This is a genomic window from Spirosoma agri, assembly GCF_010747415.1.
GTDB classification, from domain to species: Bacteria; Bacteroidota; Bacteroidia; order Cytophagales; family Spirosomataceae; genus Spirosoma; species Spirosoma agri.
On the sequence record NZ_JAAGNZ010000002.1, the window covers coordinates 1,725,777 to 1,742,061 of the forward strand.

At 53.0% G+C, this 16,285-nt stretch carries 10 protein-coding genes; 3 read left to right on the plus strand and 7 right to left on the minus strand.

Annotated elements, in window-relative coordinates; translation table 11 throughout:
* Positions 1-2: 2 nt before the first annotated feature.
* The 6 genes from GK091_RS23740 to GK091_RS23765 all read right to left on the minus strand — a co-directional run bounded on the left by GK091_RS23740 (position 3) and on the right by GK091_RS23765 (position 8,910).
* The gene (locus GK091_RS23740; protein ID WP_246202368.1) at positions 3-758 is read right to left on the minus strand and encodes a polysaccharide biosynthesis/export family protein; all 756 of its coding nucleotides are present in this window, start codon (positions 756-758) and stop codon (positions 3-5) included.
* A gap of 635 nt (positions 759-1,393) precedes the next feature.
* On the minus strand, positions 1,394-2,584 hold the full coding sequence (locus GK091_RS23745; protein ID WP_164042695.1) for an Nramp family divalent metal transporter: 1,191 nt from the start codon (positions 2,582-2,584) through the stop codon (positions 1,394-1,396).
* Positions 2,585-2,689: 105 nt separating this feature from the next.
* Positions 2,690-3,163: a Dps family protein gene (locus GK091_RS23750; protein ID WP_164042697.1), complete on the minus strand. Its 474-nt coding sequence runs from the start codon at positions 3,161-3,163 to the stop codon at positions 2,690-2,692.
* Between the two features lie 269 nt (positions 3,164-3,432).
* Complete coding sequence (locus tag GK091_RS23755; protein ID WP_164042699.1) at positions 3,433-4,155, minus strand: class I SAM-dependent methyltransferase; 723 nt, start codon at positions 4,153-4,155, stop codon at positions 3,433-3,435.
* A gap of 33 nt (positions 4,156-4,188) precedes the next feature.
* A complete protein-coding gene (locus tag GK091_RS23760; protein WP_164042701.1) occupies positions 4,189-8,154 on the minus strand; it encodes a hydantoinase B/oxoprolinase family protein in 3,966 nt (1,321 codons plus the stop codon).
* A gap of 3 nt (positions 8,155-8,157) precedes the next feature.
* The gene (locus GK091_RS23765) at positions 8,158-8,910 is read right to left on the minus strand and encodes a DeoR/GlpR family DNA-binding transcription regulator (RefSeq protein WP_164042703.1); all 753 of its coding nucleotides are present in this window, start codon (positions 8,908-8,910) and stop codon (positions 8,158-8,160) included.
* Between the two features lie 55 nt (positions 8,911-8,965).
* On the opposite strand from GK091_RS23765, the gene nudK reads away from it, so the two are divergent.
* The gene (nudK, locus tag GK091_RS23770) at positions 8,966-9,568 is read left to right on the plus strand and encodes a GDP-mannose pyrophosphatase NudK (RefSeq protein WP_164042704.1); all 603 of its coding nucleotides are present in this window, start codon (positions 8,966-8,968) and stop codon (positions 9,566-9,568) included.
* A gap of 139 nt (positions 9,569-9,707) precedes the next feature.
* Here nudK and GK091_RS23775 read toward each other — a convergent pair whose 3' ends face one another.
* A complete protein-coding gene (locus tag GK091_RS23775) occupies positions 9,708-12,233 on the minus strand; it encodes a PIG-L family deacetylase (protein ID WP_164042707.1) in 2,526 nt (841 codons plus the stop codon).
* A gap of 249 nt (positions 12,234-12,482) precedes the next feature.
* On the opposite strand from GK091_RS23775, the gene GK091_RS23780 reads away from it, so the two are divergent.
* Both GK091_RS23780 and ggt read left to right on the plus strand, forming a co-directional pair.
* The gene (locus GK091_RS23780; protein ID WP_164042709.1) at positions 12,483-14,363 is read left to right on the plus strand and encodes a beta-N-acetylhexosaminidase; all 1,881 of its coding nucleotides are present in this window, start codon (positions 12,483-12,485) and stop codon (positions 14,361-14,363) included.
* Between the two features lie 215 nt (positions 14,364-14,578).
* Complete coding sequence (gene ggt, locus GK091_RS23785) at positions 14,579-16,282, plus strand: gamma-glutamyltransferase (RefSeq protein ID WP_164042712.1); 1,704 nt, start codon at positions 14,579-14,581, stop codon at positions 16,280-16,282.
* Positions 16,283-16,285: the final 3 nt, after the last annotated feature.

The window sequence follows — 16,285 nt, forward strand, 5'->3', positions numbered from 1 at the left end:
GATCAGTAGCTACGGGTTAGAATAATGGCCGCAAACGACAGCGCGCTCAGAATGGCGGGCATCACCTGATAAAATCGATCGGCACTAGATACGCGGGCCTTACCCGGTTCTACGTAGACTATGTCGTTCGGATGGAGGTAGTAATAAGCAGAGCGGAATAAGGTTCGCCTGGTAATATCGAGCCTGGCAAACGTCTTCTGACCGTTTTCCTCCCGGATGACAAGTACGTTATCCCGCCGGCCATAAATGGTGGCATCACCCGCCAGGCTTAGGGCCTCGATAAGTGTTATCTGATCGTTGGGAACGGTAAAAAGCGACGGTTTGATGACCTCACCGAGCACTGAAACCCGAAAATTGAGATTGCGTACATTAACCGTTGGTTCTTTTAGGTACACTTTTAGTTTTTCCCGGATCACTTCGCGGGTTTGGGAGGTAGTCAGCCCACTTACCCTTACGGCCCCGATCATAGGAATGTCTATTTTTCCATCGGGCGTTACCAGGTAACCGGACATTTCGGGAAGTCCATTCGTGTTGGTCGGTTGGGTAATACGCCCGTTGGTCGCCATGACCATTGCGGTGTATGGGTTGAAAAACGTGGCGGCTTCGGCATTAAGACTGCTTACCTGTATGGAGAGTACATCGCCCGCCTTGATAAGGGGCACATAAGGCTCCGGCATACGAACGAAGTTTTCCGTCTCCATGTCGCCCTGGAAATAAACGATCTTCTTCGCCGACACACAGCCTGTCACGGCTCCCATAAGACTAGTGCAGACGAGCAAAATAGTACCTGGTACCAAGCAAAAATGTCGCTGGATCAGGGTACTCAATAACCGGAAGTAAGCGTAACGTTTAAGGTTCATACATCGGTACGTATAGCTATTAGAGACTGCCTGGCTGGTGAATTAATCCGTTAGCTAGACAGGTTTTCCAATCAGATCAAGCACCATTTTTCCACGGTTTGCTGTGACCAGGAACAAGGTTAGTAATGGGGTGTTGTTGATTTTCATAGCACGCTTTCGGTTAACACAAATGGTTGGAAGAAGCCATAGGACTAAAACCCATGTTTAATCCATGGTCATAGACGATTTGTAAACTACATAGTAACAACAATTCGAAAAAATGAATACATATTCTTTCGATAATAACTGCCTACTCAACGAGTAGGCAGTTATTACTTCGATTTGCAGTCACTTAGGGTGCTTTGCCTAATTGCCTTATTTGCTGTATCGTTAAGCGACGAGTCGGTTGTTCGGAGGAGGTTACCAATGGATGGTACAGACTTGGGGTAGCGCCGATTTCGTTCTTTGCTGGCATACCCACAAAAAAAGCAGTGATCCGTCCGGTACAATCTGTAGACCAGGCGGATCACTGCTTTTGTATGCGTTATTGTAAGCTACCCAGCCTGAATGGCCAGCCAGACATTCCAGAGACCGAGCACCGCCGTTACGACGACCACGAGTCCCATCGCCAGATTCTGGCTCATCGAGTTGCAGTAGTTGTCACCCAGGATCGACCGGTTATTGACAGCGGCAAACAAGAAGATCGTTACGAAAGGAAGCAGAATACCATTGATAGCCTGAACGGCTACGATGACCGGAATTGGCGTTACGTTCAATAAGCCGAATGTTAGCCCGGTGGCCATGACGGTAAGCCATATACCCCGATAAACGGGCGAATTCTTACGAATACCCAGCAGACTCTGCGCCGTTACCGATGCCGCGAGGGGAGCGGTGAGCGAAGACGCAAATCCGGCCGCAAATAGCCCAAACGCAAACAACGATCCGGCCCAGGTGCCGAGCTGATCGGTCAGTACCTGAGCCATGTGCGGGTACGAAAAATCGTTAGGAATGAGCAGCCCCGCCAGGAGCAGAACGACTGAAATAATGCCCCCTAACACAACCGCGACCCAGATGCCGAGCTTCATTTCGCCGAGCGACTGACCAGAAACGATGCTGGAACCAAAAAAGAGGTTATAAGGAACAATTGTCGTTCCGATCAAGCCGTTGATCAACAGGAGTGACCCATCCGGAAAAGAGGGAGTAACGAGGGCCTTAGTCAATGCCATCGGAGTTACGGGTGTGCCAAACGCTACGTAGATAAACGCACCGCCCATGGCAAAGACAACCAGGCCCAGCATGTTGGCTAACCCCTGCGTCGAACCTATCCAAAGCAGAGCAGTACAAACCAGTCCGACGATGATCGTCAACGTAGGAACCGGAAAACCCGTGAGCAAGGCCAGACCGGCAACGGCCCCAAGAATATTACCCGCCTGATAGGCCGCACAACCAAGAAAAATAGCCAGAAATAAAGCCCAGGCAATTCGGCGTCCGCCTGCTCCCGCGTACGTTTGCGTGATGACCTGGCCCAGATCTTTGCCGGTAGCGATGGTGATCCGGGCGGCAGCTTCCTGCAACCAGACGGTGCCCAGAGTGGCAAAGGTAAGTACCCAGAGCAACTGTAATCCGTATTTTGATCCGGCAATGGCGCAGGCTGTAACGGATCCGGGACCGATAAAAGCGGCTGAAATAACCGACCAGAACAAGACACTGCCAAGTCCGGCACGTAGGGAGAGCGATTTGGGCACGAAGTGGAAAAACGAATGATGCGTGATAAATGATGAATGTAAAGAAAACTCCTTACAAATCACATCTACCACGCATCATTCGCGTATACTAGGCGTTATTCGGGCCTACGAAAGGTATTTCCGGAGCATCCAGGCCATAGCTTCGTGAGCTTCCATCAAGCCGGTCAGGAAGTCGGCGGTGCCCGCGTCATTCAGTTCTTCGTCGCATTTTTCAACATCGTCACGGAGTTCACGAACGATTTGCTCGTGGTCGGACAGCAAGTTTTTAAACATGTCGGATGTGCTACCAGGCGTACCGGCATCTTCTTTCAGGCTTGTATTGTGGATGAACTCAGCCATCGTTGCCAGCGGTTTGCCGCCCAGCTGACGGATTCGTTCCGCCACTTCGTCAATTTCGGCTTCTATTGCCTTGTACTGCTTTTCAAAGAATTTATGGTATTCCATGAAATTCGGTCCGGCAACGTTCCAGTGATATTTGCGCGTTTTGATGTACAGGACGTGCAGATCAGATAAGAACTCATTCAGTAGTGTATTGTCCTGCTTGAGGACATCTTCATCAAGACCAATATTGGGTTGCATGATAACGTGAGTTTGGTATAGTGTTAATTCGTTCGTGGACTGCTTTGTGCAGGCTACTCACTCCAATAACCACGAATCAAACCGTTTGTTTCGTTATTTGATCAACCTGTTGGGTACCGTTGCCACGTAAATCATATCGTGTTTTGGGGCGTCAACCATCCCTCCTGCGATTGGGTATTCCTTCTCTGTACCTTGTTCTGAAGTCAAACTTTAATAGGCACCATTGCCGGCCAATTACGTATCTAGGGGCACATGTTGAACAAAATGCGTTAGTCGATTGACCTGGAACCGACGATGCCGGATGCGCAGTTGAAAAAATAGGTAGTTGTCCGACACGATAATCCGGCTTCCTCGAAGAAGGGTAAGACCTGCTTCGTGTTCCTGAAATTTGTGCAATAAATACCGAGCATCCGATACGTTTGTGGATTACCCAGAAACAGAGCACCCAGAACAGGAATTACCCGGCGTAAGTAAAACAGATACAGAAAGCGGAGAAACGCTGGTTTGGGTACGGATACGTCGATGCATGAGAATTGACCACCCGGTTTGAGAATGCGCCGTATCTCATGAGCCAGTTGGCTCGTCTGCTCCGCGTTGAATGTTTTTAGGCCAAAAGAAACGACCACATGATCAGCCGATTGGGCAGGCAACGTGCCCGCCAATACGTCTTGCTTATGAATGGCGATGGTGTAGGGTCGAAACCGGCTTTGCTGCCGTTTCTGACTGGCATACCGGAGCATGCCCTCGCAAAAGTCAACGCCAATCAGTGTTCCGTCCGGCCCCATTCGTTCGCAGATGTAATCCCACGTTTCGCCCATGCCGGTCATCAAATCGACCACCGTCTGACCCGGTTTTATGTCGAGTTCAAACACGCATTGGCGACGCCATCGATTGGAGAAACCAAACGAGGTGATCGTGTTCATGCGTTCGTAAGTCAGGCTCATCTGGTTAAAAAGCTGCTCAACAAACGCGGGTTCGTAGATGGACTGCATTCGGTAGGCCGTTGGCGTGACATCGTTGATTCGTCAAAGCTCGTTAGCGCCCCCACCTCCCGGTGTTTCGATCCGGACCCGTTCGCCCGCTTGCATCGCCCTTGTGAAAATGCCGGGCAGATCGGCTTCCTGTCCATCGGCATAGATCAGCGTTTGGCGGCCTGTTGCGCCTGGTTCACCCCCGTTCAAGCCGTAGGGCGCTACAACGCGGTGCTGACTCAATAGGGTTGCCTGAACGGGTCCTAGAAATTCGATCTCACGGATAATTCCGTCGCCACCACGCCATCGGCCGTTGCCACCGGACCCTTCGCGGATACTAAACTGGTGTAAACGAACGGGGTAGCGCCGTTCGAGTTCTTCGGGGTCGGTGAGCTTCGTGTTGGTCATATGCTGATGAACCGCCGAGCGACCAGCTGCGCCCTGGGTTGCCCCGGTACCCCCACCGATCGTTTCGTAATACCCGAAACCCGGTGAGGTCGTGGCCGGTTTGCCAAATAAAAAGTTGTTCATCGTACCCTGACTGCAAGCCGCCAAACCCAATGCCTTGAGCAATGTGTCAACCAGCCGCTGACTAACTTCCGTGTTGCCGCCCACTACGGCCGGACACAGGGCAGGATCGTCGGGGAAAATAGGGTTTAGAAACGAGGATTCGGGCAGGATCAGGTCAACCGGCGCCATCAGACCCTCGTTGAGCGGGATATCAACAGGTGTCTCGTCGGACTTGCACCAGAGCCGTAAAACGTACAGGATAGCACTGTACAGAATGGAAATATTCGCGTTCAGGTTATTCGGATGAACGCCTGACGTGCCGGAAAAATCGAACGTTATTCGGCCGTTGTCTATCGCCATACGAACGCAAATCGTATGACCATCGTCGAGGGATTCTTCGGCCGTGAACTGGTTACCATTCAGTGGCTTTAGTACCGATAAGATCGCGTCTGTAGCCGATTGTTGCAGACGTGCCATGTAGTGATGAACCGTGGATAAACCATGCTGGTTGACCAGCGTTCGCAGGGCTGTTTCACCCGCTTTCAGCGATGCCAGTGCGGCTTCGATGTCGGCCCGGTTTTCGGCCAGGGCGCGGGTCGGGTAGGGGGCATTGGTAAAGCGGGAGGAAAGACCATCTGTATCCTGATTGCCCGTGCTCGCCCACAGAAATTGTCCACCTTTCACGATGTACTGAGGCTCCAGAACCACGCCTTCTTCGGTCAGATTCGTTGCGTCGGGCGGCATGGAGCCCGGCACTTTTCCGCCAATCTCGGCGTGGTGCGCCCGGTTAATAACGTAGCCGATCAGTTCATTCGCGTCCGTAAAAACACCACTCAGGAGCGTCACATCGGGCAGGTGCGAACCGCCGTATTTAGGGTGGTTGGTAATGACGACATCCCCCGGTTCGAGCTGGATATGCGCGAGGACCAACCGGGCACAAATACCCAAACTGCCCAGGTGGACGGGAATATGGGGGGCATTGGCAACCAGTTCGGCATTGGCGTCGAGTAGCGCACAGGAAAAATCGAGTCGCTCTTTCACGTTGACCGAAAACGCTGTCCGCTGCAACTGGGCACCCATTTCCTCCGCAATGGCCCGGAATCGTTGCGTAAACAATTCTAGCTGGATCACCTCCTGACTGCCTTTATCCTCACCGACCCGGCGGACTGCTCCGGCCTCTCCCGCAACGGTAGCCTGACTGTTCCAGAAACGGGGGGCAATATCAACGTCCTCGATATAATCAACGATCACATTGTTGCCGGCCTGGACGATTACCCGCCAACCGGCTTCAATAAAAGCGGATGAGGTTGTGTTCAGCAGTAAAGCCGGCCCGCGAAAGGTATCGCCCTCCTGTAACTGTGTCCAGTTGTAGGCTGGAAATTCAGCTGTTTCGAAAGCCGGAACCGCATGGCGATGAGTGACGGGCGGTCCGCTGGTGGGATCTTGGCTATTAATCGTACTGGCGATAACGCGGATGCTTTCGACTTCGACAAGGCGCGGTTGACCAGTGGCATCTGCTGGAAAATGACCATAGAGCTGCTGGTACTTCTGTTGAAAGACAGCTTCCAGATGCGTACGGACCATAACGGCTGACGGCTCCTGATTCGCATACAGCGAGGAAGGATAAGGAATGTCAACGGACGATTCCTGGCCCTGCAAACGCAAATAGATGAGGGCCGATGGTAGTTCGACCGGCTCATCTGCACTAACGTCGGTTAGTAACGCGTCGATAGCCTGGTGGCCAATCTCGTCAAAAAGAGCGGGTAACTTGTCCGAAACAGTTGCCAGCGGCTGTAAAATCGACCGCGATACGATTCGCTCAATCTGCGCTTTACCGATACCATAGGCGCTCAGTAAACCGCCGTCGAAGGGGAGGATCAATCGCTCCATGTCGAGCAATCGGGCAATGGCACAGCCGTGTAAGCCGCCCGCTCCCCCAAAAACCAGCAGGCTATAGTCTTTGGGATCGAACCCACGCGCCACCGAAATTTTGCGGATGGCTCCGGCCATTGTCTCGTTCGCAATGTGCTCGAAACCGCGTAACAACTCCACCGCGTCGGGACGATGGCCTGTTACGGCCTCAATCTGCTCGATAATCGACTGTAACGCGGTCTGCGCTTTTTCCGGAAACACCGGAATGCCGAACTGATCTGGGTGCAACTTGCCCAGTAACAGATTGACGTCCGTAATCGTAAGCAGTAGCGGCTGGTCGGGTGTTGTTGCGCCATAACAGGCCGGACCGGGATTGGCCCCCGCGCTGTGCGGACCAACCCGGAGTTGCCCCGACGAAGCCCCGTGACGTTCGAACCAGCAGATGGAGCCGCCCCCGGCCGCTACCGTTTCGATAGCCAGCGAAGGCAGTTGCAGATCGAAGGAGCCGATTCGGGTCGTGAATCGATAATCCAGGGTGGTTTGAACCCGCGCTACATCGGTGCTGGTGCCGCCCATGTCGAGGGTAAGCACCGGTTGGTCATGGCTGGTCGCGGCCGCACCAATCACCCCCCCCGCCGGGCCACTGAGCAGACTATCTTTTGGCTGAAACAGATCTGCCCGAACCAGGCCGCCCGAACTGGTCATGATACGCACCGAATTTCGGGACGTTGGGCTGCAGCCAAGTTGCTGTTGTACGTTGTCCAGGTAGGACCGCATGACGGGTGTCAGGTAAGCGTCGACAACGGTAGTTTGCGTCCGGGAGACGTACTGCGGAGCTACCGAAACGTCGCTTGACAGCGTTAGGTAGGTGAATCCAGTGGTTGTCAGGGCATCGCGGAGCTGCCGTTCGTGCGTTGGATTCCGGTAAGCGTTCAGGAGCGATATGGCTACGGCGTCGGGTCGTATCCGGCGAAGCTGGTCAACAAGGTGCTCAATCGTTTGGTCACTCAGTGGAGTCAGTATGTCCCCGCCGGCCGTTATGCGTTCGGCCACTTCCAGCACCGAATCATACAGCACGTCAGCGGATGAAATCGCCAGCTGGAAGAGGTCTGGACGCTGTTGGGTCCCGATTTTAAGCAAGTCTTTAAATCCTTGGGTAACCAATAAAGTCACGCGGCCACCCTTTCGTTCAAGCAGGGCATTTGTTCCTTTCGTTGTGCCCAAACGCATTTCCAAAGGAGGAAATGGTTGGTTCAGCGGTGTTTGTGTCAACAACCGCGTGGCCAGAACCGGCGCTTCTTCACCGGTAAAAAGTTCAACCGTCTGCAATTCGGTGATGCGTAACGCGGACATCCTGTCCGTATCGAAATCTGCGGACAGGATGTCCGCGTTACGCACTTCTATCTTCCCATCAACACGTAGTGATTCGATTGTAAAAACTTCGTTTGTCTCAATAACCCGTAGTTGATAGCCGTCAAAAATAGGAGCCGTTAGCCAGGGAGCAACGAGTTTGCCGTTAATGAACTGACCGCGCAGACGGCTGCTACTCAAAACTTTTGTGCGGTGAATTAGTCCGTTTGGGTCCTGGGCGAGGCCATCGGTAAACGTGCCGCCCGTGTCGATCCAGATTTGCCACATGGGTTAATTGATCAATGTAATGCCTGCCTCCCGATAAGCCGTTACCAGAGCGGGACTCGCTTCCTTGTCGGTGATCAGTACGTCAAACAGACTTAAAGGCGCAAAATAGAGGTATTTGTTGGTTTCTAATTTCGACGAATCGCAGAGGAGGTAAACTTTATCCGTCTGTTTAGCGATGGTCAGGGCCGTGCTGGCTTCTTTTTCGCCGTTGGCGCTCAACCCCTTTTCCAGCGAAATACCATCGACACCAATGAACGCCCGGTTGGCACGGTAACGCATCATGTGTTCTTCGGCCATCAGCCCGTGCATGGCCTGACGCTCTTTATCTACTTCGCCACCGACCAGATTAACGGCCACCTCGGCGTCCATCAACTCCGCGACAATGGGCAGTGAATTCGTTACGACTGTGATCCGCTTGTTTCGGATAAACTGACAAAGTCGGAATACGGTACTGCCACAATCCATAAAAATTACGTCGCCCTCCTGAATCTCCTGAGCGGCCAGTTGGCAGATATAATCTTTACGATCCGCATGAGTCGCCGTTTTGTTGGCAAACGTGTGTTTGTCCGTCGCCAGACTCACTTTCATGGCCCCACCCCGCGTGCGATAAATCAGGCCCGAAGCCGCTAGCTGCACCAAATCGCGCCGGACCGTCATCTCGGACGTCTGGAGTAATTCGGCTAATTCACCGACATCGACGGAGCCGCGTTCATCGACCGTTCGTACAATTAGCTGCTTTCGGTTTTGGAAATTCATACTTTACTCAGTTGATTTGTTCAAAAATAAACAAATTCAAACAATTTTGAACAATATGACGACTGAACGGGTGCAAATAACGGAAGAGAAACTGTTGTCTGATAATTGGTACGTGCTGAAGCGGTTCACATTCAATTACCTTGGTAAAAACGGCAAATGGACAACCCAGCAGCGCGAAGCCTACGACCGGGGCAACGGGGCTACGATTCTGCTCTACAATCCACAAGCGGATACCGTCATCCTAACTCGCCAGTTTCGATTGCCAACCTTCGTCAATGGCAATAGCGATGGCGGTCCATCGTCGGGTATGTTGATCGAAACCTGCGCCGGTCTGCTGGACAACGACGATCCGGAAACGGCAATCCGACGGGAGACAGAAGAAGAAACGGGCTATCGGATTCAGTCCGTGCAGAAAGTGATGGAAGCCTACATGAGCCCCGGTTCAGTAACCGAAAAACTCTTTTTCTACATCGCCGAATACACCGCCGATACGGAACGGAATGCCGGTGGCGGCATCGATGAAGAAGAGATCGATATTCTGGAACTGCCTTTTCAACAGGCGCTGGCGATGATGAAAAGCGGTGAGATCATGGACGGTAAAACGATCATGCTCTTGCAGCACCTGTACCTTCGCCAACTAACGCAATTCCCAAACTGAGCGGTTGATCCACTGGTGCCGATGACACGATACGCCAGGCTAACAGAAAAGCTGACGTTCCGGGGGATCGATCGTCTTGATCATACAGCGTAATCAGTACGTTCATTTTTGATGTGAACATACTGATTACGCTGTCCGATTATTTCCCCGCTGAAATCAGATTGGCAAAGAGTCGATAGGCTCCCGGCACACCGGCGGGCAACTCCCGGAAGAACACAAGACCCGTGTACATGAAGCTTCCTTTGCCGTACTTGGCGTAGATCAGACTTCCCTGCTTAGGCGCTTCGTTCTGATCATGCGACGAGAAAATGGGTTCGTAGGCTTTGTCCCAATCCTGCGCAAAGTAAATGCCGCGCTCCTGAATCCAGCCCGAAAAATCGGCTTCGGTGATCTTGTTCGGGTAATTGAGCAGGGGATGCTGCGGGTTGATGAACGTCATCGGTGCATCCTCTTCCGTTACGCGCTCGTTCACCACTTTGAAGGGATAAGGGCCCATCTGGCTAACCTTGAGCCCGTTCTGAATAAAACCCGATCCGCCCGGCGTAACGTACTGAACCACCATCGTTCCGCCGTTCTTTACGTATTCCATCAGCGTAGCCTGATAATTGGCCAGGTAATCATTGATATTGTATGCCCGTATGCCGACCACAATCGCATCGTAACCGGACAGATTCTGGCTTAGTTCGGCCGGGCCGAGAATTGTGACGCGACAGCCCATCTGCTGCAACGCGGCAGGAACCTCATCGCCAGCTCCAACGATGTAGCCTACATTCTTAGCCGTTACTTTTACGTCCAGTTTGACCAGCTTGGCTTCGGCAGGAGGGAAGAGCGTTTGCGTTGGAATGTGCTTGTAGGCAATGATGCGCAGCCCGGTTGTGAATGTGCCGTCTGGTGTTCCGGTGTTCATAACGGCTTGTAGTTTGCCATTCTGAGCCTGGGCCGTCGGGATAATTTTGAACGTTACCCGTTGCTCACTTCCCTTACCCGCCAGCGAGAAAGGCAGTGATGCTGGTTCAACTGTCCAGCCTGAGGGGGCATTGATTTTTACGGTTCCCGATACATTGGCCCGTCCCGCCCGCAGGACAAGTTCCGCCGTTTTAGGTGTTGCATCCGAGAACGCATATACCCGTTCTGTCATATTAGCCGTTACGTCAGGCTGGATGATAAAGGGCCGGTAAATCTCGCCATCGACCGGGTCCGTTGATTTGTATACAACCGGCCGGCTGAAGGTAAACCGTTGGCCGCTAATCTCGAACGTATAGCTGGCCGTTAGTGCGGGCGGATTTTCGGGTAATCCGATAAGCTGTTGATTGTCGACCTGAAATACGCCTTTAACGATTGGTTTTTCGAGCCAGTAGGGTTGTGAAATTTTCTGCGTTTTCGGGATAGTCACGAGCGTTGGCAACAGCACCACATCGTTTGGTTTGAGGGCCAGATTCAGCGTCGTATCCTTACCCGTCGAGTAGCGGACATTTACCAGCGTAACGGGTACGTCGGTCCGGCTGACGATATTGGTTGCTATTTTGATGGTTTCGCCGGGCGTGGCGGCAAAGTCGGTTGGATTGGTTTCAAACCACAGGCCCAGGCATTGCCGAATCAGCGTTTCTACTTCCTGTCGCTTGGCCTTGACGTAAATCGACGTGGTGTCGAGTTTGTTGAGGGCACCGTATAGCTGGACCAGCGCGGGCACCGACGCATCGGGTTGATCGGGTTTGAAGCTGGCAATGAGTTTGGTAACTTGTCCCTGCACAGCGGCACTGTTAGGCACCCGTTTCCAGGTCAGGTCAATACCATCGAGTGGATCTTTTTCGACCGGATCTCCGCCTTTCAGCAGCAGATAGTCGATGCGGGCACTCCGGTTAGCAGCTACCCCAAATCCCTGACTCTTGTGCTGACTACGACTTTCGGAGGCAATCTCACCGTATGATTTGCCCAGCAATGGGTTGTACAAACCCGTTTCGATACCGATCAGGTTACCGGCTTCGTCGGGTTTTTTATTGCTCATGAACGCACCGGGAATAAACATATTCCAGAGAATGCGCTTGGCCTGCCAGGGCTTCACGTAGGTCAGCTGTTCGGGAAATTTCGTCGGATCGTTAGAAATCTTGAATGCCTGCTCGGCTAGAAAGCCGGATGCGCTATGGTGACCGTGACCCGCACGGGCGTCGGGCGGAAAACGGGTGATAATGACATCTGGCTGGTACTTACGGATCATCCAGACAACGTCGGCCAGCACTTTATCCTGCCCCCACGTCCGAACGGCTTCGTCCGTCGATTTAGAAAAACCGAAGTCGTAAGCGCGGCTGAAAAACTGGTCGGGCCCATCAACGCGCCGGGCGGCCAGCAACTCCTGCGTGCGAATGACGCCAATGTTTTCGCCCTGTTCCGGACCGATCAGGTTTTGGCCGCCATCGCCCCGTGTCAGCGACAGATAACCCGTCCGCACCAGTCGATCCTTGGCCAGATAAGCCAGCATCAGCGTATTCTCATCGTCGGGGTGAGCGGCTATGTACAATACTGACCCCAGCACGTTCAATTTTTTCAGGTTGGATAAAATTTCGCCGGGTGCTGGGGGTTTGATTGGGCCGTAAGGAACCTGAGCGAATAGGGTTGACACAAGGGAACAACCAAGAAGTAGGGCAGACAGGCGTTTGCGTAGAGACACGGTGAAGAAGCGATTTTAGGCTATCGGCCAAATTTACACGTTATGCAGGACTTTCTTGTTGAACTTTCCGGAGCTTTACCGGTACAATGCCTAGTCAACTCTAAAAATGAGTAGTTAAAAACGCGCAGTCGTTTAACGCAAACACTAGATACTGTGTCGTTAACTTTGGGTGGATAAGGTTTGGCGCGGCTGGCAAATCGTTAAATTAGCACCGAAATAACGTCGATTACCTGTCAAACCCTTATTCGCATGAACATACCAAGCGTTGGTAGTTTATTTCTGTTTTTCCTGGTGCATGTTGCCAGTGCGCAACAGCCCATTCATCTTATTCCTCAGCCCGTTGATGTGCAACCGCAACAGGGTACGTTTACGATCAGCAAAACCACAACGATTAGCTACAATCAGCCCAAAGCCCAGGCGGTAGCCGCCATGACGGCGCAACAACTGAATACACCAACCGGGTTTGGACTAAACGCAAAATCCGGTAAAAAAGGTGCGATCCAGTTCGATCTGAACGCAACACCGAATCCAAAGCTCGGTAAAGAAGGCTACACGCTTGATGCCTCGTCGAAAGGGGTCGTTATCACGGCCAACGAGCCAGCCGGTCTTTTCTACGGAATGCAGTCGCTGATTCAGCTTCTACCTAAAGAAATTGAAAGTAAGAAGCCCGCCAGTGCCGCCTGGACACTGCCCGCCGTTCGTATCACCGATTACCCGCGCTTTGCTTGGCGGGGTATTATGCTCGATGTGAGTCGCCATTTCTTCTCCAAAGAAGACGTGAAAAAATACATCGATGAGATTGCTAAGCTGAAATACAACACCTTTCACTGGCACCTGAGCGATGATAACGGCTGGCGAATCGAGATCAAGTCATTGCCCAAACTGACGGAAGTCGGAGCCTGGCGCGTTCAGCGGTCGGGTCATTTTGGCGACCGACTCGACCCTAAACCGGGCGAAGCTGTTCCATACGGCGGTTTTTATACCCAGGAGGACATCAAAGAAGTTGTCAAATTCGCGCAGGATCGTAACGTTACCATCGTTCCCGAAATCGACGTTCCCGGTCATAGTATGGCCGCCCTGGCTGCCTATCCAGAGCTGAGTTGCACCAAAACGCCGGTCATGGTCAATCCCGGAACGGCCTTTGCCACCTGGTACGGCAACGGGACGTTCAAGATGTTCCAGGAAAACACACTGAATCCGTCGGATGAAAAAGTGTATGAGTTTCTGGATAAGGTTTTCACCGAAGTAGCGGCCCTTTTTCCGAATCCGTACATCCACGTCGGTGGCGATGAGTGCTACAAAGGCTACTGGGCACAGGACCCCGGTTGTCAGGCGCTGATGAAGCAGTTAAACATTCGGCACGTTGAAGACTTGCAGGGGTACTTCATGAACCGCGTTGAGAAGATTCTGAAAGCAAAAGGGAAAAAGCTGCTCGGCTGGGACGAAATTCTGGAAGGTGGTATTTCGCCGGAAGCAACGCTGATGAGCTGGCGGGGTATTAAGGGCGGCATCGAAGCCGCTCAGATGGGCCATGACGTGGTGATGACCCCATCGACGTTTGCCTACATCGATTATCAGCAGAGCGACGTCGATCCGCCTATTTATGCGATGCTGCGTACCAAAAAAAGCTACAGTTTTGATCCGGTGCCCGAGGGTGTCGACGCGAAACACATTCTGGGCGGGCAGGCCAATCTCTGGACGGAACAGATTCCGACGCTTCGTTACGCCGAGTACATGACCTATCCACGCGGGTGGGCACTGGCCGATGTGTACTGGTCGCCGAAGGAGTCGAAAAACTGGGAAAAATTTGTGCCTCGTATGGAAGCTCATTTTGACCGTGCCGATGTGGCGCAGGTCAATTATTCGCGGGCGGTTTACGACGCGATTATCAAAACGAGCCAGAAGAACGGGAAACTGGTGCTGGAACTGGACAGTGAGGTGCCTAACCTGGATATCTACTACACGATTGACGATACCATGCCCGACGCCTTTTCGACGAAGTACAGGCAGGCGGTCGAATTACCGGAAGGACCGATCACGCTTCGGGTGATCACGTACCGGGCCGGAAAACCGATTGGGCATTTGATCGTTATGTCGCGCGACGCGTTGCAGAAGCGTGCCGGACGGTGAGTGGTGATGCTGCTTGTTTACCCTCACCCCCAACCCCTCTCCCAAAACGGGAGAGGGGAGAAAAAACTGGTATTTGCGCTCCCCTCGCCCAGAATGGGATAGGGGTTGGGGGTGAGGGTAAACCTTTAGAATCGGCTTTTGTCATCGGATGACAGAAAGTAGGTGCACACGTAATTCAGTACAACCGGATACAACTCAATCAACAAACCTCTTTCATGAAACACCCTTTATTGGTCAGTGCCTTGCTTTTAGCGGGCGGCTTGGCATCGTCGACCTACGCGCAGGATCGGCTCAGCGGGAAAACCTTCGCAACGCGGGCCGTGGTGATGGCCCGGCACGGAATGGCTTGCACATCACATCCCCTTTCGACCCAGGCTGCGGTCGACGTACTTCGGTCAGGGGGCAACGCCATCGACGCGGCTATTGCGGCCAATGCGATGGAGGGGCTGGTTGAACCGCACGTCAACGGCATCGGTGGTGATCTCTTTGCGATCGTCTGGGATGCCAAAACCAAAAAGTTGTATGGACTTAACGCGTCAGGACGGTCACCGTATAGCCTGACGCTGGCCGAACTGCAAAAGCGGGGTTTGAAACATATTCCGTCGGATGGACCACTGCCTGTTTCGGTGCCGGGTTGTGTCGATGGGTGGTTTGAACTGCACAAGCGGTTTGGCCGGACACCCATGCCTAAAATCCTGTCACACGCCATTCGCTACGCCCGCGAAGGCTACCCGGTTCACGACGAAGCCGCTTATTACTGGCCCACTATGTTGAACCGGTTCGGTAAATACCCTAATGTGAAGGAAACCTACGCCATCAACGGAGCTGCACCGAAACGGGGTGATTTGTTCAAGAATCCCGCATTGGCCAATACACTCGAAAAGATTGCCAAAGGGGGACGGGATGCGTTTTATAAAGGGGATATTGCGCAGAGCATCGATGGGTTCATGAAAAAGATGGGCGGTTACCTCAGCGCGAAAGACCTGGCCGATCATACCTCGGAATGGGTTGAGCCGGTCTCGACCAATTACCGGGGCTACGATGTGTGGGAGTTGCCGCCAAATAGTCAGGGTATCGCTGCGTTGCAGATGCTGAACATTCTTGAAGGATACGATTTTTCGCAAACGCCCTGGGGAAGTCCCGAACACATCCACCGGTTTATCGAAGCGAAGAAGCTGGCGTTCGAAGATCGCGCCAAATACTATGCCGACCCGGCGTTTGCCAAGATCCCCGTGAAGGAACTGGTATCGAAGGAGTATGCCACTGAACGCCGTAAGCTCATCGACCTGACGCGCGCAGCCAGTCGCGTGGATGCGGGTAATCCGGCGTTGAAACAGGGCGACACCATCTACCTGACCGTTGCCGACGACGAAGGAAATATGGTCTCGCTGATCCAGAGTAACTACCGTGGATTTGGTTCGGGTATGGTTCCTGATGGCCTTGGCTTTATGCTTCAGGATCGGGGTGAGTTGTACAGCCTGATCGACGGACAGAATAACACCTTTGCGCCCCACAAACGACCCTTTCAGACCATTATTCCCGCGTTTATAACGAAAGATGGGGAACCGTTTATGAGCTTCGGCGTGATGGGTGGAAGCTTTCAGCCGCTGGGCCACGTTCAGATCGTTATGAACATGATCGATTTCGGGATGAATCCGCAGGAAGCGGGCGATGCGCCCCGGATCGATCATTCGGGGTCATCGGAGCCAACCGGCGAAAAAATGACGGATTCGGGTCTGATAACGCTGGAATCGGGGTATCCCTACGAAACGATCCGTGACCTGATGCGCCGGGGTCACAAGGTCGGTTACGGCATGGGGGGCTACGGTGGCTATCAGGCCATTATGTACGACCCCAAAAATAAAGTCTATCATGGGGCCACTGAATCCCGCAAGGACGGCCAGGCCGCTGGCTTCTGATAA

Coding starts and splice junctions, on each gene's coding strand:
- GK091_RS23740 (WP_246202368.1), bottom strand. CDS start 758: ATGGGAGCCGTGACAGGCTGTGTGTCGGCGAAGAAGATCGTTTATTTC.
- GK091_RS23750 (WP_164042697.1), bottom strand. CDS start 3,163: ATGCAACCCAATATTGGTCTTGATGAAGATGTCCTCAAGCAGGACAAT.
- GK091_RS23755 (WP_164042699.1), bottom strand. CDS start 4,155: ATGCAGTCCATCTACGAACCCGCGTTTGTTGAGCAGCTTTTTAACCAG.
- GK091_RS23760 (WP_164042701.1), bottom strand. CDS start 8,154: ATGTGGCAAATCTGGATCGACACGGGCGGCACGTTTACCGATGGCCTC.
- GK091_RS23765 (WP_164042703.1), bottom strand. CDS start 8,910: ATGAATTTCCAAAACCGAAAGCAGCTAATTGTACGAACGGTCGATGAA.
- nudK (WP_164042704.1), top strand. CDS start 8,966: ATGACGACTGAACGGGTGCAAATAACGGAAGAGAAACTGTTGTCTGAT.
- GK091_RS23780 (WP_164042709.1), top strand. CDS start 12,483: ATGAACATACCAAGCGTTGGTAGTTTATTTCTGTTTTTCCTGGTGCAT.
- ggt (WP_164042712.1), top strand. CDS start 14,579: ATGAAACACCCTTTATTGGTCAGTGCCTTGCTTTTAGCGGGCGGCTTG.